General features: G+C 38.0%; 18 protein-coding genes. 4 read left to right on the top strand and 14 right to left on the bottom strand.

What is annotated here, in order from left to right; translation table 11 throughout:
- Positions 1-50: 50 nt before the first annotated feature.
- Both J2Y03_RS17975 and J2Y03_RS17970 read right to left on the bottom strand, forming a co-directional pair.
- The gene (locus J2Y03_RS17975) at positions 51-1,043 is read right to left on the bottom strand and encodes a Gfo/Idh/MocA family protein (RefSeq protein ID WP_310196318.1); all 993 of its coding nucleotides are present in this window, start codon (positions 1,041-1,043) and stop codon (positions 51-53) included.
- Positions 1,044-1,111: 68 nt separating this feature from the next.
- The gene (locus J2Y03_RS17970) at positions 1,112-2,554 is read right to left on the bottom strand and encodes a PstS family phosphate ABC transporter substrate-binding protein (protein WP_310196315.1); all 1,443 of its coding nucleotides are present in this window, start codon (positions 2,552-2,554) and stop codon (positions 1,112-1,114) included.
- Positions 2,555-3,066: 512 nt separating this feature from the next.
- Here J2Y03_RS17970 and J2Y03_RS17965 point away from each other — a divergent pair.
- Positions 3,067-3,375, top strand: a complete 309-nt coding sequence (locus tag J2Y03_RS17965) for a YciI family protein (RefSeq protein WP_310196311.1) — start codon at positions 3,067-3,069, stop codon at positions 3,373-3,375.
- 141 nt (positions 3,376-3,516) lie between these two features.
- On the opposite strand, the gene J2Y03_RS17960 is transcribed toward J2Y03_RS17965, so the two are convergent.
- The 3 genes from J2Y03_RS17960 to J2Y03_RS17950 form a co-directional block, all read right to left on the bottom strand.
- Positions 3,517-5,640 carry a glycoside hydrolase family 3 protein gene (locus tag J2Y03_RS17960; RefSeq protein WP_310196309.1) on the bottom strand — a complete coding sequence of 708 codons (2,124 nt, stop codon included), beginning with the start codon at positions 5,638-5,640 and terminating at the stop codon, positions 3,517-3,519.
- A gap of 297 nt (positions 5,641-5,937) precedes the next feature.
- Positions 5,938-6,261, bottom strand: a complete 324-nt coding sequence (locus tag J2Y03_RS17955; protein WP_310196307.1) for an AzlD domain-containing protein — start codon at positions 6,259-6,261, stop codon at positions 5,938-5,940.
- Entirely contained in the window at positions 6,258-6,983 is a 726-nt protein-coding gene (locus tag J2Y03_RS17950) for an AzlC family ABC transporter permease (protein ID WP_310196305.1), read from the bottom strand. The genes J2Y03_RS17955 and J2Y03_RS17950 overlap by 4 nt, the downstream gene beginning before the upstream one ends.
- A 79-nt stretch (positions 6,984-7,062) precedes the next feature.
- Between J2Y03_RS17950 and J2Y03_RS17945 the strand changes: the two genes are divergently transcribed.
- Positions 7,063-7,614, top strand: coding sequence for a helix-turn-helix domain-containing protein (locus J2Y03_RS17945; protein ID WP_310196303.1), 552 nt, complete (start codon positions 7,063-7,065; stop codon positions 7,612-7,614).
- 172 nt (positions 7,615-7,786) lie between these two features.
- On the opposite strand, the gene J2Y03_RS17940 is transcribed toward J2Y03_RS17945, so the two are convergent.
- The gene (locus tag J2Y03_RS17940; RefSeq protein ID WP_310196301.1) at positions 7,787-8,995 is read right to left on the bottom strand and encodes a helix-turn-helix domain-containing protein; all 1,209 of its coding nucleotides are present in this window, start codon (positions 8,993-8,995) and stop codon (positions 7,787-7,789) included.
- Positions 8,996-9,253: 258 nt separating this feature from the next.
- Complete coding sequence (locus J2Y03_RS17935; protein WP_310196299.1) at positions 9,254-10,486, bottom strand: Zn-dependent hydrolase; 1,233 nt, start codon at positions 10,484-10,486, stop codon at positions 9,254-9,256.
- 176 nt (positions 10,487-10,662) lie between these two features.
- Here J2Y03_RS17935 and J2Y03_RS17930 point away from each other — a divergent pair, with 176 nt between their 5' ends.
- Positions 10,663-10,905 (top strand): hypothetical protein, encoded by a 243-nt coding sequence (locus tag J2Y03_RS17930; RefSeq protein WP_132096937.1) that lies wholly within the window; start codon positions 10,663-10,665, stop codon positions 10,903-10,905.
- A gap of 53 nt (positions 10,906-10,958) precedes the next feature.
- Complete coding sequence (locus tag J2Y03_RS17925) at positions 10,959-11,141, top strand: DUF3934 domain-containing protein (RefSeq protein ID WP_132096938.1); 183 nt, start codon at positions 10,959-10,961, stop codon at positions 11,139-11,141.
- Between the two features lie 82 nt (positions 11,142-11,223).
- On the opposite strand, the gene J2Y03_RS17920 is transcribed toward J2Y03_RS17925, so the two are convergent.
- From J2Y03_RS17920 to atoD, 7 genes are all read right to left on the bottom strand, one after another.
- On the bottom strand, positions 11,224-11,979 hold the full coding sequence (locus tag J2Y03_RS17920) for an NRDE family protein (protein WP_310196296.1): 756 nt from the start codon (positions 11,977-11,979) through the stop codon (positions 11,224-11,226).
- Between the two features lie 40 nt (positions 11,980-12,019).
- The gene (locus J2Y03_RS17915) at positions 12,020-13,078 is read right to left on the bottom strand and encodes an aldose epimerase family protein (RefSeq protein ID WP_310196294.1); all 1,059 of its coding nucleotides are present in this window, start codon (positions 13,076-13,078) and stop codon (positions 12,020-12,022) included.
- Between the two features lie 86 nt (positions 13,079-13,164).
- Complete coding sequence (locus J2Y03_RS17910) at positions 13,165-14,577, bottom strand: sigma-54 interaction domain-containing protein (RefSeq protein ID WP_310196291.1); 1,413 nt, start codon at positions 14,575-14,577, stop codon at positions 13,165-13,167.
- A gap of 111 nt (positions 14,578-14,688) precedes the next feature.
- Entirely contained in the window at positions 14,689-15,465 is a 777-nt protein-coding gene (locus J2Y03_RS17905) for a 3-hydroxybutyrate dehydrogenase (protein WP_310196288.1), read from the bottom strand.
- 51 nt (positions 15,466-15,516) lie between these two features.
- Positions 15,517-16,953, bottom strand: a complete 1,437-nt coding sequence (locus J2Y03_RS17900) for a GntP family permease (RefSeq protein ID WP_310196286.1) — start codon at positions 16,951-16,953, stop codon at positions 15,517-15,519.
- Positions 16,954-17,304: 351 nt separating this feature from the next.
- The gene (locus J2Y03_RS17895; protein ID WP_310196284.1) at positions 17,305-17,964 is read right to left on the bottom strand and encodes a 3-oxoacid CoA-transferase subunit B; all 660 of its coding nucleotides are present in this window, start codon (positions 17,962-17,964) and stop codon (positions 17,305-17,307) included.
- The gene (gene atoD, locus J2Y03_RS17890) at positions 17,964-18,623 is read right to left on the bottom strand and encodes an acetate CoA-transferase subunit alpha (protein ID WP_310196281.1); all 660 of its coding nucleotides are present in this window, start codon (positions 18,621-18,623) and stop codon (positions 17,964-17,966) included. The genes J2Y03_RS17895 and atoD overlap by 1 nt, the downstream gene beginning before the upstream one ends.
- Positions 18,624-18,629 lie beyond the last annotated feature (6 nt).

Below are 18,629 nucleotides of genomic sequence, written 5' to 3'. Positions count from 1 at the left end.
TATATCTCCCTTTAAACTTTTAGGATTTACACTGTTTTTACCATAGAAGCTTAATGAAGTTTTACCATTTTACCTGTTTTTACTGATTGATAACATGCCTCAATGACACGCATGTTTTGAATCGCATTTTCACCTGTATAAGAAGGTTCGCCATCTTCCAAAATAACTTGCGAAATATGCTCAACCTCAGACCTATAGATATCAGCTGTTATTCTTTCTTCTCTTGTTACGCCTTCTTTTTGAACAATGATAAGCCCTTCTCCTCCATGATTATCCGGACGGAATGCCCTTGGCACTTTAATCTGACCCTCAGTTCCAATAATCTCGTACTCTGCTCTAAATACCATATCAAAGCTGCAATCAAAATGAGCACGAACACCATTATCCATTTGCATATATCCAAAGGCTGATGTATCTACTTGATAGTCTGCATCGATATTGGCATGGACTTGGACTTCTACTGGCTCAGCGTTCAATATATTTCGAATGGCATGGATTGCATAACAGCCTACGTCATAAACGCTGCCTCCACCCTTATTGGGATCCATCTTGATATTCCCCTCATGTTGGGCAAGGAAAAAAGAAAAGCTGGCGCGCATATATTTAACTTCACCAATTTCGCCTGATTTGATAATCTCTCTTACCCTTTCATGCTGAGGGTGAAATTGATACATAAATGCTTCCATGAACTTTACATTTTTCTCGCGGCAAAACTCTACCATTTCCTTCGTTTCTTCTGCATTTAAAGAGGCAGGCTTTTCGCATAGAATGTGCTTACCATGTTTGGCTGCTTCCATCGTCCACTTTTTATGTAAATGGTTTGGAAGTGGGATATAGACAGCATCTATCTCGGGGTCTTGCAGCATTTCTTCATAACTAGTATAGGATTTTGCTATATTAAATTCTTTTGCCACATCCGCTGCTTTTCCACTGCTTGAGGCAATTCCTGCAACAACTGCATTTTGGGCCCGGCCAAATGCAGGAATCAATGATCGTTGAGAAATCTTAGCAGTGCTTAATATTCCCCACCTTACCTTCTTCATCTACTTTTCCTCCTTAGCAAAAAGCATCATTGCCCTTTGCTATATTTATAGTAATATTCTACCGTATATCAATTTTTTATATAACCTATTTTTCCAATTATTTCTTGCCCTTGAGGACCCTTCATCCACTCAAGGAAAGGTTCAATTTGAGGTTTAGGATTATCCTTTAATGTAATCGCATAAAGAGAAGCTGTGAACGGATATTTTTCACTGGCTATATTCTCTGGATTAGGTTCGATTCCCTCGATTGCAAGCAGTTTAATATCAGGATTTGCTTTCATTCCTGTTGCAAAAAAACGGAAGGAAAATCCAATCGAGTTATCGTAATTCCGGTAATCTGCTACTTGTTCAATGATCCCGCCCATTCCTTCAGGAACATCTTCCTTCAAAGGCTCCATGATTGGCGTGTTACTCATTATTTTTTCTAAGAGCGTTTGGCTTCCTGAATTTTTCGGCCGTTGAAAGGCTATTATTCTTTCGTTCTTTCCTCCGAGTTCTGACCAATTTTTTATTTTTCCAGAATAAATGTTTTTAATCTCCGAAACTTTTAAACCATCTACTTTATTATCAGGGTTCACAAAGAAAACAAATGCTTCCTTGCCAATAGGCGTCATAACCAATTCCTTTCCTTGTCTTTTTGCCATTTCCTGCTGCTCCTTGGAGGGTTCCGCCCCAAAGTATATATCTACTTCACCTGATAGGAGTCGTTCATAGGAATAAATGGTGTTGGTAAAGCTGACGATTTCCCCTGCTCTATCTAGATTTCCGATATTTTCATAGACTGCATTTGCAAATGCTGAATAGACTGGGTAGGCTGCTTCTGCACCGTCCAATATAGGCATTTCACTAACTTTCTTGATGGTAAAAGTTGAAGCTGTTTCAAGCTGTGGCAAAATATGATCTGGATTTGTAACATCATACGGAAATAAATCTGTTGAAGAGTAACCGCCTCCATACTCAAATCCATAGGATGGCAGAACCGTCTTACTCCGCTCCCATTGAACAGCAGCCCCCGTGCCCATTGCTATTACAAATACGGTTATCACCGTCAACATTTGCTTTTTGTTAAAAGTGGGGCAAGCCCTTTTTATGAGGAGTGATAAGAAAATAGCAAACACAAATGCTAGTTCATATGCTAGTGGTGCCCATAGAAACAATCTTCCCTCGCCCATCAGCATCGTCATAAAAAAGATTGGCGCCATAGCTATATGTAAAATACTATAAAACAACCATGAATTTGCCCCGTAAAACCCGCCGCTGATGAGCATAAAAATTGCCCAAAATACAGCAGTATAAGCTAGCGGAAAGAAGAACAGAAGACTAAGCCCTCTTTTATCATCAGATTTGATCAGTATTCTACTTGCAATCCCACCAGCAATACACCCGCCAATGATAAGTGGCAGAATAGTAGTAATTAAAAAATTGGTTGATGTAAGGGGCAATGTTATGAATGAAATAACAAGTGGAACTACACCAAAATACAAAAACAGTTGAAGCATTTTTTCCCCCATAAATAACACTCCTAAAAACTTTTTATATGTATTCAGTGTAATTTTACACTATGCTCTATTATTTTACAATATATCCTTTTATTGGATTATTAAACAGAATATATGATAGAGAAAGGGGGATTAACGATATCAGTTATTATGTAGAACAGTTCTTCACCATTATTGTTTAGTTCTGTCCTTCACCGGCGTTATGAAGACAATTTCTCCATTAACTTTTATAAGTTTTGGTCTTCATCCACGTTATGAAGACCATTTTACATTTATTTTTTTAAGTTTTGTTCTTCATTCGTGTTATGAAATCCAATTCACCATTTTAATGAACCCTTCCCTTCAACTATGAATCTTTAGTCGTTTGCAGCATTCCGATAATAGTGGATTCACTTTAAACTCCCATTGTGCTTCCAATAAACTCCAGCTTTTGCCAAAGAAGGATTTTCAATATATTCATGCGAATAATAGAGTAGTAAGGGGCATTATCGAATCCGTAAGCAATTATAATAGGAGGATTAACCATGGAAAAACTACAGTTTTTATATCAGCTCAAACTAATTCCTAAATTATTAGATGAAGCCAATTGGACAGACAGAGAAGAATCGATTGTTCAGCATCATTTTGAGGTGCTTCAAGGATTGCTGCAAGAGGGAAAACTTATCTTAGCAGGAAGAACATTAAATATGGACCCGACCGGAATGGGTATTGTTATTCTTGAAGTAGACTCTGAGGAAGAAGCAAGAGAATTGATGAAAAATGACCCGGCGGTAAAAGAAGGAGTTATGGAAGCCACACTGTTTCCATACCGAGTTGCATTAATTAGAAAGTAATAGACTAGGCTAAGCCTAGTCTTTTTCCATTGAATAAACTAAATCACTGGATAAAACTGTTCGTATCTCGGATTACATAATCATAATAATGAAAAAGCGTTAAACCCTTAATTATCAAGGTTTAACGCTTTTTCATTATTATTAATAAGTTAGTCCATATCCAAGTTTATAGACATTACCATCGCTATCTTTATATGCATAGGAAGTTCCTTCTGGCATATATTTGTCCTTGTCATAGCCTGGAACATCATTTCTTGAGAAACAGTCCCCGTTTTCATCAACCGCAATGACTGCTTCACTTGCTGGCAATGTCAGCGGTAAAACTCCAACTGGTTGGAATTTGCCTGTGATTACCTCAAATTGTGGCTTAAAGAAGGTATCGTAACCTGCAACCACTGCATCAGCTAAAGGCTCCACATTTCCAAGGATCCACGGCAATGTGATATTCACACTGATAATGACTTTTCCATCACGATTATGGATACTGTCACAAACTTCCTTCAGATGCTCCAAACCACTTACTGTTGTATCTTGATACTCAGAACCATCTAAAGCTTTTATCGTTTTATTTTCAACTAATTCAAGTTCTAACAGTCCAGGTGTCGCATGGAAATAGTTTCCGGATTTTGGCTGTAAAATCAAAATCGCAACATCTGCTTCTTCATGATTTTCAGTCAATGTAATGGTTCCAAGTTCTTTCCACTCTTTCTTTGCTTGTTCCGTGTAAGTATCTGCTATTTTTTGTTCCTTATGGAAAACTTCGATATACACTTTCTTATTGTTAAGGTTTTCAGCTGTTAAAGGTAATGTTTGATTTTGATTCTTAAGAACTGTTACAGATTTTTTATGAGCGTCATAAGCAGCTTCCCAATTTGCTGGAGTACTAACTACTTCAGCAGCTTGTTGAGGAGAAACATACGTACGATCATCGAATAGTCCTAACGTAAACATTTCTTCTAGTAAGCGTGTATTAGCTTCATTAATTCGCTTTTCACTAATCCAGCCACTTTCGATAGCTTTTTTAAGATTTTCAATATCATTTGTATCCGCAACAAGGTCTGTACCAGCATTGATTGCTTTTGCAAAACGCTCAGCCTCGGTTTTCGTTTCTTGGCCCCAGGCCATTTTATTCACAATTCCACTGTCACTATTTACATAGCCTTTGAAACCTAGTTTGTCTCTAAGGATATTTTGTAAGAAATAATGATTAAACGTAAATCCAACTTCTTCAAATGGAATATCCTCACCCTCGAATTCTTGCACCGCACTCTTATTGATACGAGGGATTGAGTAATATGGCATGATCGATGAAGTGCCATGTTCGACTGCTGCTCTAAATGGTGGTAAGTGATAATCTTCTAAGCTACCTGGAGTTGGATATAGATTCCATTTTCCTTCTGCATAGTGAGGGTCGAATCCATTTTCCCTTGCACCGCCGCCAGGAAAATGCTTGGTTGTCATAGCAATGCTATGCTTTCCAAGTTCTTTTCCTTGGAATTCGTCAATAATGCGGCCAATCGCATCAGAAATAAATTCAGGATCTTCACCAAACGTACCATATGTCCGCTGCCATCTAGGATCTGTTGCCGTATCCGCCATATACATATAGCCTTTTCTGATTCCAACAGCATCCCATTCATCACGTGCAATTTTAGCAAATTCACTAATCAATGAGGCATCGCCGCCATTTTTGATATCGCCCTTTGCTGCAGCAGCAAGCCCTAAAGTACCTGGCCATGTAGAAAAAATCCCAACTGCATCGTTCATACCGAATATGGATTCACCATTTTCATTTCGTGAATTGGATGCGATTAAACAAGGAATACCAAGGCGGGTTCCTTCACATAATTCATTCATGGTATTAATCCACTCTGCCATTTCGGCTGGACTAAAATTGTCTCTATGAATGAAGTGACGAATATGCCTATTTTCAATTGTATGGGTCGTTCCATAGACTTTTGAAGTTGCAAAAATGCTTTCGCCTTTTTCAACAATCGCTTCATCAAGGACACCATCATGACTTGTCTTACTCTTATCTTCCTGGGAAAGACCCATTTTACGCGTATTGATGAGCATCATACCGACTTTTTCATCGAGATTCATCAATGAAACTAGGTTTTCTGCCCGTTCTTTTGGACTTAAGCGCCAATCCTTATAAGGTTCTAGTTTCCCGCTATTATTCAAATCTTTAAATTTCAAACCATCAACTTCAATAATGTTTTTGACTTTGACTTCTAAATTCGGTTGTTTTTGGTTATTTTCCAAATCAATACCTCCTGAAAAACTTGTTCGGTCCACTTAAATAGAGTGTCCCGAATGTTTACTATAGATTCATATTAACAATTTGAATCCGGTTTCACACCCAATATTGCAAACCCTTATATAAAATTGCACACTTCTTCAAATATTTTTTTGAAAAATAGTTACAAAAAAGAGGCCATTGAGAATTGGTATGCTATTTCCATAACTAAAAAACGACAGGGTAACTGTCGTTTTTGAAATTTATTATTGAACATAAGCATTTGTTAGTTTAAGTGCATTTCTTCACAATCGTTGGCTTCATTAAAACAAAAACCTAACAGTAGCCATACATACTATGCCTACTATAACGGTAACGGCCAAACTCTTCGTCCATATAGCTACAATAAGAGTTGGGATAATAGCAGCAAGAACACTCCAATCAATCGATAATAATGATTCATCATCGATGATAAAGCTATCAACGATAAGTGCAGCAAAAATACAAATAGGAATATAGGAAAGCCATTTGACTACAATTTTCGGGAGCTTAATATTTCGTATAACGATAAATGGAATAATTCTCGGAATGAAGGTTACAATGGCACACCCTAAAATGATGAATAAAATGGATAAATTTATACTCATTTGTCTTTTACCACCCCAATCGTTGCAACAATTATTGTTGATAAGATAATGGCTATATAAGAAGGAACAAACATACATAGAACCAACATCAATAAAACTACATAAACAATTAATGATAGATAAAACTTCAATTTACCATAATCAATATTTTGTAATTGCAAAACAAGCAATGCCAAAAACATAGCTGTTAAAGAAAAATCTAATCCAAACACTTCTGGATTTGAAATCCATTTGCCAAAGACGGCACCCAACATACAAGATAAAATCCAGAATATATAAGCTGTTACATTCAATCCATTCATCCATTGGGCATTAATTATTTCTCTTTTAGCAATTTTATTAATGGCAACACCAAATGACTCATCTGTTACAAGAGCTCCAATCCCGATATTTTTCATTAAGGAATAGTTTGTAAAGTGGGGAGCCAATGTCATACATAATAAAAAATTCCGCAAATTTACTATGAAAGTTGTAAATACAATGACTGAAATAGGACTTCCTGATACTAACAGTGCACAAATAATAAATTGAGATGCACCAGCATAAACTAATACCGATAAAAGAGTTACTTCTAATATACTTAGATTTGATGAAGCTCCAACAATACCCGCAGCAATTCCAATACTGATGTAACCAATTAAAGTTGGAATGCAATCTTTTACTCCTTGAGAAAATGTAGGGAGATGTTCTTCGCTAGTCATTTCATAAGATAATTCATTCATAATTCCCCCACCTTTTTGTATGTTATATTGTATATTTGTATGCTATAATAAACACAAAAAAGAGTCAAGGAGATTTTTTATGGAGTTCATTCAAGAGGTTATAGCTAATAATCTTGCCAAAATGAGAAAAAAGCGTGGTTTGAGCTTAGATAGCGTAGCGGAACTGACTGGAGTTAGTAAAGCAATGTTAGCTCAAATTGAAAATGGAAAATCAAATCCGACAGTCACCACTCTCTGGAAAATCGCAAATGGGTTACAAGTATCTTTTTCTGCTTTTTTAAAGGAAACTGATAAGCCACAAATTGAAAAAATAAACATCAATCAACTGAACCCATTGATTGATGATGATGGAAATTATCTTGTTTATTCCGTTTTCCCATTTCATCCAGAAAAAAAGTTTGAAATTTTCACTGTAGACCTAAAACCTGGTTTTAGTCATAGATCCGAAAAGCATTTAGGTGAAGAATATGTACTTATCCAACGCGGTATACTTACACTCGATGTTCAAGGTGAGAAGTATGAATTAAACACTGATGAGACGATTAAATTTAACGCAAATACTGAACACATTTATATAAACTCTTCTGATGAACTGGCTAGATTCTATATAATTATCTCTTATCCCGACTAATATCTATGTCTATTTTCAAGGTAAGTGCAATAAGCCATTCACTACTTTAAAAAATACCAAAAGCAGTGAGATTTCAGTTGCGAAATCCACTGCTTTTATACATGTATTTATATTTGCTTTTTCCTATGAGGGTACTCCAAAAGAGAACGGCTTAAGTTTAGTCATGTACCTCTTATTCTACTTGTTTGCTGCCCTTATACTCTGTTGCTGTCAATCCTTTTACATCTTTAAATATTTTGCAAAAATAATTATAGCTGCTAAAACCTACTTGGATCCCAATATCTGTAATGGATAACCGCCCTTGTTCCAGTAGAAAAATAGCCTCATCGATCCGCTTTTTATGAATATAATCAATCACACTTATATGCATTTCTTCTTTAAATTTCTTAGCGAGATAGTTTCGATTAAATCCAATTTCATTTGCTATTGATTGGACCGTTATAGGTTCCTTAAAGTAGAGATTTATATGCATTAACGCTTTTCTTACAACCTCACTATACCCTTTAACAGTAAAATTCTGAACCGCTTCACAATACTCCTCTATCATATTGAATTCCAACGAATCCAATTCGGACATTGCCACGGCTGCCTCAATCTTAAAGGCAAATTTTTCCGAAATTGCATGTAAATATTGAGGTTCGACCCCTCCCCTAGCAGCCGCCTGTCTAGTCATCGTGTTACTTGAAAAGGTAAGGTTTTTTTTAGCACGTAATGGATTTCCTGGAACTCTATATGAAAAATCACCTGCAAATTCGAGGAATGCTTTCAAGGCATTTTCTTTATCTCCTGCTTCGATAAAATGCAAAAAAACTTTTTCCGCCGCATACCTTAATTTCACATCCATACCACTCTGAGTATAATCCTGTGGCTGTACAACCCGCTGAGATTGCTCTTTATGGCCTTTCATCGTTATCAGTTTAGAGTCAACACGCGGGTTAACGATTATATTCACTAGTAATTCACTGATTGCAAGGTATGATTGACCTAAGTAGGTCAGCGATTTATAAAACTTCTCCAAAGGCTTAAACCAATTATTATCTAGACGATTGTCCCTCATAATATTCCAGATAAAACGATCCGTGACCCGCTCATTCAAGAAAGGTCCAACCAAAACTATGCCCTGAAACTGTTCATCCTCGTGCAGGGACACTGCCAAATACGATAGTTGGAAAGGGTCTGTATGAAAACAAAAGCTATTTTTATTTGCCTTTTCTAATGCCTTTTGAAGATCTAAATACATTGCTTTTCGAGCTTCAACCATAATAAGAGGTTCACTATCATTTGAAAGGTGGTAAATCGTTTGAGAATCCTCATCAACCACTTGTACATCTATATTAAAAGCATTCTTAATTAGCCAACATTTACTTAAAAGTTCATCCAATTTAATCATCCTTTAGATTCTTTAAACCATTTAAATATAAAGCAAAAAGCAGTGAAATCCACTGCCTTCAATGTCGTTACGAAAAAGAGTTAATTAAGTAAATTGTTATAATTTTTCCTATATTAATATACTAAATATCATTACTAACTGCAAAGAATTTTTCAAATAGTTTCTCAATTATTGTTGGAAATTATTTATTTGATACTATTAAACCTCCCAAAAAGAAGAGACACCTCGCACTAGGTGCCTCTTCCTTTTTTACCTTGATAACAATGCTAAAACAGTATCTAATAAAACGTTTACGCCTTTTTCACATTCTTCCCACGTTGTCAGTTCTTCTTCACAATGACTTTTTCCATTCACACTTGGAACAAATAGCATGGCAGTTGGAACGAGGCTGGCAATAAATTGCGCATCGTGACCTGCACCTGAGACCATTCTTTTATTTGTATATCCAAGTGATTGTGCGGACTTTTCTAATTGATTCACGACTTCTACATCAAACCAAACCGTATCGCGCTCCCATAATTTCGTTGTTTTAACCTCACAGCCTTCATTTAGGCCTAAGTTGGGCAGTTCTTGAACAAAATCTTTAAAGGTAGTTACAATCCCAGGGTCTTTGTGTCTTGCTTCTAGAGAAAATACAACTTTGTTTGGAATGACCGTATGAATGCTCGGATACACGTTTACCCTGCCGATAGTAAATACTAGCTCTTCATCCAATGAACCCAATACCGTGCGAATTTCATTTATTAAATTATTGGCTGCAAAGAGTGCGTCTTTTCTCATCCTCATCGGTGTTGTTCCGGCATGGTCTGACTCGCCCGTTATTTCAATATCAAAGCATGCCATGCCAACTACACATTCAACGACACCAATGGATAGACTTTCCGTTTCAAGAATTGGCCCTTGTTCAATATGCAATTCTAAAAACACAGTACCCTCTTTCAGCCGATTCTCTACTTTCCCTTCATACCCAATAGCTTTAAGTGCTTCTTCAAAAGTCACTCCAGCAGCATCTTTCTTTTTCATCATCGTATTCTTGTCAAATTTTCCGGAAAGTACTCCTGAAGCCATCATTGAGGGCTCGAATCTAGCACCTTCTTCATTGGTAATATTAACGAGTGTGATTGGTATTTTAGGTTTAATATTATTTTCAACAAGTGTTCGAACTACTTCTAAACCAGCTAAAACACCAAGCACCCCGTCAAACCTGCCACCCTTCTTAACAGAGTCCAAATGTGACCCGATAACAATAGGTGGTTTATTTTCCGTACCCTCTAAAGTCGCATACATACAGCCCATATCATCAACCTTAACCTCTAATCCTAATTCCTCACAGCATGAACGAAAGAAATGTCTTGCTAATCGATCCTCCTCCGATAATGCTAGCCTGGTTACGCCATTGTTCTCTGTCCTGCCAAAATTAGCAAACCGCTCCAGCTCATTCTTTAATCTTTCCCCATTAATTAGTAGCTTTTGTCGCTGCACATCCATCACCCCTTTTTAGATAGTTAATCTTGGGAGCCTTGTATATATTTATGTAAATACTCAGTTAATATTAATTACCACTGGAGTTTTTACAGAATAAGTTAGATGTTTATATTCGTTATTTTTTGCAAAACCTATGTACGAATGTGAACTAGTGTTAATATGGAGGTGTGGATATGTCTGAGTTAGAACCAATGGAGTACGAAACGGGAGCACCGATTCTTGATTATGATATTATTGATATTAAGAACACAGCAAATGGGTTTGAGGTCTTGCTTGATATAAATCTCGACAGTGGATATTCATTATCAAGAACAACCTTAGAAATTACCCACGAGGATTTACAAGGTTATGATACAAATGAAATTGAAGAGGGCATTAAATATGCATTGGGTTTTTTCGGGAGTGAGATTCAATAGTCATACTCAGAAAAACACCTGCAAACCTGCCTTCAAAATGATGGAGTGGTAATATGCCAAAAGCAAAGGCAAAAAGTGGAGTAGGAAGAGGAACTGGCAAAAAGGGTTGGAATCGTTGGCAGGTTGGTGCTAAAAAGGCAAAAAATGCTAAGCCCTATGTCAGCAAAGGGGTTAAAAGAGCGGAGTCCGAAAAGCCAACAGAAAGAGACAACGGCGACACCCCAAGTAATTCCTAGACCTAATTGTATGCAAAGTTTTTTTTAACAAACGATTGATTAGTTTACCAACCAAACTAATCAATCGTTTGTTTAGTTTTTATCATAGTTTTATTGCATAGTTTTGATCCTTTATAACATTATTTGAAAAGACACGTTCAACATACTGAATTTCTGTTTCAGACTTTAATAATACAGTTGAACTCCTTGTGCCATAATTGTCACTCTTGATAAACATTGGTGAAAGCATTCTTTCCAAGTCTAATGGAACCCCCGTTTTAGGCAGTTTTTCATCTGGAGCATGCTCTGATTTTTGCAGGAGGGTGAAAAGAGGTTCTACAAAATCTCCAGTATTAGTATTTAGGATTTCTCCAAGTCCTGCCTTACCCATTTGTACCTTCGGCCATTCGGTATTTAATAAATGATTGCTGACACCATAAATACCTGGTGTTACCTCCAGCATTTCTCTTCCAATATTCGAATAATAGTACAGTTTGTCATCGTCCCCAGCCAGTAAATTATATCCAGGATACAAGTCATTATTTCTAGCTAAACTCTGCATGTATTCCTTTATATCTCCGTTGTACTGAAGTGCATTTGTTACAAGCTCCCCGCGGGAACGCTTTCCCAGCGTAACTTCATTCGGATCTCGATAATTGGTTAACGCAGCAAACCTCCCCATTTTGGTGACACCCATCCATGTGCCCATTTTTTCTAAATCACGTCCTGCCAGGATTTCAGGATCATCCTCCCAAAATTCGGCAGGAGCAGTCGGTCTCTGATAAAATTCATCCCGATTTGCAGCAACAATTAACTTATATTTGGGATGTACTTTGTATGCAAATAATACTAAACACATGACATTCACCACCTTAAATAAATCTTATTGCAGCCCTTCATCAAACCCCTATTGTATTAGAAAAAAAGCGATACTTCGTAGTTGAATGGTACACTTCTTCTGGATTTAAAACAATTGATGGAAAATGGGGTTGGTTAATAGCGTCAGGAAATCCTTGTGTTTCAAGGCACACTCCTAGGTGGTTCCTCGCACGAACACCAGATATGGAATAGAGACCTTCTAGTTGGTTAGCCGTATAAAGGACCACACATGGCTGATCCGTCGTAACTTGCAGCGTTCTTCCGCTTTCTTTTTCCGTTAACACAACCGTATTTTCGCCCTTTTTGGCAAAAAGAAGCGGATGGTCATAACCATTACCAGCAAGCGCATTTTGAGGATGGGAGGATTTCATTCCTGATTTCAACAAACGACCATGCTTAAAATCAAAAGGGGTATTAGCAGCATCTATCAACCTTCCAGTAGGAATTAAATTTAATCCAAGCTCTAAAAAACGATCATTTTCTAATTGAAGAACGTGCTCAGAACAATCTCTTTTTATATTGCCGCTTAGATTAAAATAAGAATGATTGGTTAAATTGACGATTGTTTTTTGGTCTGTATGGGCTTCATAGGTAATGCTGAGCTCATTTTGATTATTTAAACGGTAAATGATTGTCGTATCCAAATTTCCTGGATAGCCTTCTTCTCCATCTATACTACGATAGAAAAATTTCAACCCAACTGCATTCTCAGTTTCAATCGGTTCCGATTTCCATATAACCGAATGAAACCCCTTCTTCCCACCGTGCAGGTGGTTTGGGTACTCATTAGCTGTCAGTTGGTAGGATTCTCCATCTAGCACAAACTCGGCATGACTAATTCTTCCAGCTACTCGTCCGACAACTGATCCAAAATACGTAGACAAATCTAGATAATCAAAGAATTGTTCAAATCCAAGCACGACATTTTCAATGTTTCCACTACGGTCAGGGACCAGTATTTTCGTGATGATACAACCGTAATTCAGACAAGAAACCGACATCCCTGAATCGTTGACAAGGGTATACTCCATTACTGGCTCATCGATATAATGACCGAATAGTTTATCTGTAATTTTCATCCATTCCCACTCCATTATTTCACTTTAGATTAACTATGTGTTATTCATTGTTCGCCTAGTGACAAAAAACGTAACAGCCTTGAATTTTAATGGATATTATATAGTTTACATTTCTCGTAAAATCTAGTTTTACCTATTTCGAGGAGCTTTGCCGCTTCCTGTTTATTCCCGTTGGCAGCGGAAAGGGCATTAAGAATCGCCTTTTTCTCCACTTGGGCAAGTGTTTCTTTTAATGGCTGAACAGGTATGTCAGCAACGTTTACTGATTCTCTCTCGTCTATCTTTACAGGAATATTTACTGTCTCTTGGTCTCGCAAATATAATGGCAGGTGTGCTAATTCTATTATTTTTCCATCTAAGACATTGATAGACCTCTCTAGAACATTCTCGAGCTCTCGAATATTCCCTTGCCACTTATGCTGATTGAGTCTCTCTACCACTTCAGCAGATAACTTTATACCTTTGCGATAAAATTTCCTTCCTAATTTCTCCAAGAGATTGATAGCAATTAATTCAACATCCCCATTGCGATCTCTTAGCGGGGGGATTTCTATTTTTATAACATTTAATCGATAATATAAATCCTGACGGAACGTCCCCTCTTCTACCATTTTCTCTAAATTTCGGTGTGTTGCTGCAATGATGCGGACATCAACCGCAATTGACTTTTGACCGCCGACTGGCAGAAATTCACGCTCCTGCAGGACTCTCAAAAGCTTACTTTGCATCGCAAGCGGCATATCACCGATTTCATCAAGAAAAATGGTTCCACGGTTGGCAAGTTGGAAGTGTCCTTTCTTACCGCCTTTCTTTGCCCCTGTAAAAGCGCCTTCATCATATCCGAACAATTCAGATTCCAGTAAATGCTCCGGAATGGACGCACAATTTATTGGAACAAAAGGAAAAGATGCACGCGTGCTGTTATTATGAATAGCAGAAGCAAACAATTCTTTCCCCGTACCTGATTCTCCAAGTAATAAAACCGCTGACTGACTGCTAGAAACTCTTTCCGCTAATTTTCTAACTGCCGTGAAAGAAGGGCTATCCCCAACTAGGTGACTAAAATAATATTTGCTTTTACTATTTCTTTCAGCTTTTGTTTTATAATAATTCAATTCTTCAACAAGATGTTGAATTTTATTTTTGTATGATAACCAATCCTCGGGATTACGAAACATAACCGTTCCAACTGCTCCTACCAATTCACCGTTAATGATAAGCGGATATCGGTTTGCAATCATCTCACTGCCGTTAATTGGCTGAAGGGAGGCCAGCTCTTCTTGTCCGGTCTTGGCGACGATATGCATTCTCGAGTTTTCAATTACATCCTGAACAGGTCTTCCAATTGCATTTTCAACGGTGGTCCCTAAAAATTCACAATAAGCTGAGTTGATATAAAGAACAACACCTTCCCGGTCTACAACGACAATCCGCTCACCTGCAAGATTAACAATTTCTTCAATCCAGTGATGAGGGATATTTTCTATTCCTAGTTTCATATCTTATCACCCTAGTAATTTTTATATATGTACATTATACCAAAGTGGTATTGCCTTTTATCTAAGAATAAAAGAATCCTGACCGGAAAATTCCGACCAGGATCTTTACGACTATTGCACGGTGTAACCGCCATCAAGAATAACCGCTTGACCTGTTACTCCTCTTGCTTTATCACTTGCTAAGAAAGCAGCGTAATCAGCAATTTCTGATACAGCTAAAAGCCTCTTTTGAGGAACAAGTGTAAGAAGGACATCATCGATTACGCGATCTATGCTTACATTCCTTGTTATCGATAAGTCTTTAAGCTGATTTCTAACTAGTGGTGTATCAACATAACCCGGGCAAAGGGCGTTTACAGTAATACCGTGTGTTGCGCCTTCTAATGCCGCTACTTTTGTTAAACCAATTACTCCATGCTTCGCACTATTGTAGGCAGCCTTTCCAGCAAACCCAATTACACCGTTAATTGAAGCCATATTGATGATTCTTCCAAATCCCTGTTCTTTCATGATTGGGAATACATGTTTGATCCCAATAAACGGAGCTGTCAGCATTACTTTTATTAAAAACTCAAATTTTTCAGTAGGAAATTCCTCGATAGGAGAAACATACTGAAGTCCTGCGTTATTAACCAAAATGTCAATTCTACCAAACCTGCTATGTGCAGACTCAAGAGCATTCTTGAACGCACCTTCATCGGTAACATCACATGGAGCAGAGAATGCCTCATACCCCTGATCTCTTAGTTCACCCGCAACGATGTCGCTTTTTTCTTGATTTAAATCTGAAATGACTACCTTTGCTCCCTCTTGTGCAAAAGACTTCGCAATTTCTAAACCAATTCCACTTGCAGACCCGGTAATAAACGCTACTTTTCCTACTAACATGTTGTGAGCCTCCTATATTCTATTCTTACTCTATGAAAATTTGTTTGAAGTCTACACCAATCCAAAAAGCGAATAAATTCCGATGATAACGAAAACAGCTACTGTTTTAATAATCGTAATGGCAAAAATATCTCGATAGGATTGCTTGTGTGTTAAACCTGTAACGGCTAGAAGGGTAATAACCGCTCCGTTGTGTGGAAGTGTATCCATACCGCCAGAAGCCATCGCAACAACACGGTGCATAACTTCAGGTGGAATATTTGCCGCAGCAATTGCCTGATTGTACTTATCAGCCATTGCCCCTAATGCGATCCCCATACCACCAGAAGCAGAACCGGTAACCCCTGCAAGTGTACTTGTTGTAACCGCACCATTTACAAGCGGGTTGGTGAAAGTAGAAGAAATTCCATCACTAATTTTTGCGAATCCTGGAAGTGCGGCGATAACACCGCCAAAACCATATTCAGCACCGGTATTCATGGTTGCAAGTAACGAACCGCCAATACTTTGATTGATTCCTTCTTTAAATTTATGTGTTACTCGTTTCCAATCGTATAAAAGAGAAGAAATAATACCGACAACTAATGCCATCTCAATTGCCCAGATTGCTTGATTCGCTGTTACATCGATTGTGTATGCTAAACCTATCGCTTTAAAGTCAAATCCATTTGGGTACCACTGCGGGATATATGTAATAAAAAGTTTATTGGTTACCCCTACAAGAATAAGTGGAACAAATGCTAAAACTTGTCTTAAAACTGATTGATTTGAAGTTAAATCAGGTGCTCCTTCTTCTTTTTCTTCAAGTACGTCTTTTGCCAAAGCAGCGGCATTTTCAGCACCAAAGCCATAATAGCCTTCTCCAGCCTTTTCTGCCTTTTTTCTTCTCATTTCCAAATACCATAAGCCAAGCGTTAAGACGAAAATGGCACCTATGATACCAAGGATTGGTGCTGCATAAATGTCAGTTTTGAAGAAAGCAATCGGAATAACGTTCTGAATTTGCGGCGTTCCCGGTAATGCGTCCATGGTAAATGTAAATGCACCAAGAGCAATCGTACCTGGAATAAGCCTTTTAGGGATATTTGCTTCTCTAAACATTTGCGCAGCAAACGGATAAATGGCAAATACGGCAACGAATAAACTTACACCGCTATACGTTAAGATTGCACCTAGTAAAACAATTGTCAGCATCGCGCGTTTTGCACCAAGCATACGAACAATCGTCTTCGCAATGGATTCAGCAATCCCGGACATTTCAACAACCTTCCCAAAGATTGCTCCTAGTAGAAAGACTGGGAAATAAGATTTGATAAACCCAACCATTTTTTCCATGAATATTCCGGAGAAAAACGGTAAAACTTGACTTGGATCAATTAATACAACAGCTAAAATGGCACATAGTGGTGCGAATAAGATTACAGAAAAACCACGGTAGGCGGCAAACATTAACAGTCCGAGCGCCAATAAAATAACAATTAAATCCATTTAAATCCCCCTATACCTTTTATTTTGCAAGCTTCAAACAAACATCCCCTCGTAAGCGTTTTCACCAAATGCCTACATTTATTTTAATGCAAGTTCTATGCCAACTTTACTTAATGTCTAAATAATAGGAAAATTCCCTCTTATTATACTATTTAAATATTATTTTCTAGTTAATTAGCATTATAAAACTCGCAAACATTCTCCTGTGATTTTCCGTTTATACGGAATATTGGTTGTCTCCGATTCCGCAAAAACGGAATTTTCCGGTTTTGCGGAATCGGTATACAAAAAACCATCTTTTCCATTTCTACCTGTGCTTAGAATTTTTACTTTTAATCCCCCTACTATTAATTAGGCTGGTATTAACATTGCCGAGCTAATTCTAAACGCAGCCTCCGTTTTTTCCTTCACCGTTTGTAGATCAACGCCCTCTTGAAGTTCTTCTAAAACAAGCCCCTCTTCTGTTACTCGAAAGACAGCTAATTCGGTCACAATCAGGTCCACCACACCTTTGCCAGTCAGCGGTAAGCGGCATTCTTCTAGAATTTTAGAAGAGCCATTCTTCGCCGTATGTTCCATTGCGACAATAACTTTCTTTGCGCCGGTTACCAAGTCCATAGCGCCACCCATACCTGGGACCATTTTGCCTGGAACCATCCAGTTTGCAAGATTTCCTTTTGAATCCACCTCCAGCCCTCCAAGAACAGTTACATCAACATGTCCGCCACGAATTAACTCAAAAGAGAATACGCTGTCAAAGAATGCACCGCCAGGAAGAATCCCCGATGGCTGTCCACCTGCATTGACCAAATCCGGATCAATCTCTCCTTCTAAAGGACCTAGTCCGACATAGCCATTTTCCGATTGTAAAATAACATTTACACTTTCAGGCAGATAGTTTGGAACCATTGTTGGTAAGCCGATACCCAGGTTCACAACATCTCCGTCTTTCATTTCCTTTGCCACGCGGGCAGCGATGATTTGTTTTGGATTTATTAATGTTTGTATCATTATTTACTACCTCCCTGAACATAAATTTTATCCACAAGGATTCCCGGTGTCATAACATCATCTGGGTCAATTTCTCCGACTTCCACTAATTTTTCTACCTGAACAATGACGAGATCTGCAGCCAGTGCCATGAAGGGATTGAAGTTACGAGCTGAGCGATTATAAACCAAATTTCCAGATTTGTCTGCTTTATAAGCTTTAAGTAGAGCGACTTCTGCACGAAGTGGTTTTTCAAGTAAATACACACGTCCATCTACGGTCAGCTTTTCTTTTCCTTCTTCCACAACTGTCCCCACTCCGGTTGGAGTAAGTATTCCGCCAAGACCTGCTCCACCTGCACGAACTCTTTCAGCAAGCGTACCTTGAGGAACTAGTTCTACCTCCATTTCACCCGCAATCATTTGCCGGCCTGTTTCTGGGTTCGTCCCGATGTGCGAAGCAATTACTTTCTTCACTCGATGGTTAACAATTAATGGTCCTACGCCACTTTCAATGAAAGCGGTATCATTTGCAATCAAAGTTATATCTTTAACGTCTGCTTCTAGCAATGCGGTTACTAGGTCTTCTGGTGTACCAACCCCCATGAAGCCACCTGCCATAATCGTCATTCCATCTTTAAAAATCGAAGTAACTTCGTCCATTGAAATAATTTTTTTCACGAACAG

This window comes from Neobacillus niacini (assembly GCF_031457145.1).
Taxonomy (GTDB): Bacteria; Bacillota; Bacilli; order Bacillales; family Cytobacillaceae; genus Neobacillus; species Neobacillus niacini_J.
The sequence above is the reverse complement of the archived record's forward strand: the minus strand, read 5'-3'. Positions and strand labels throughout refer to the sequence as shown.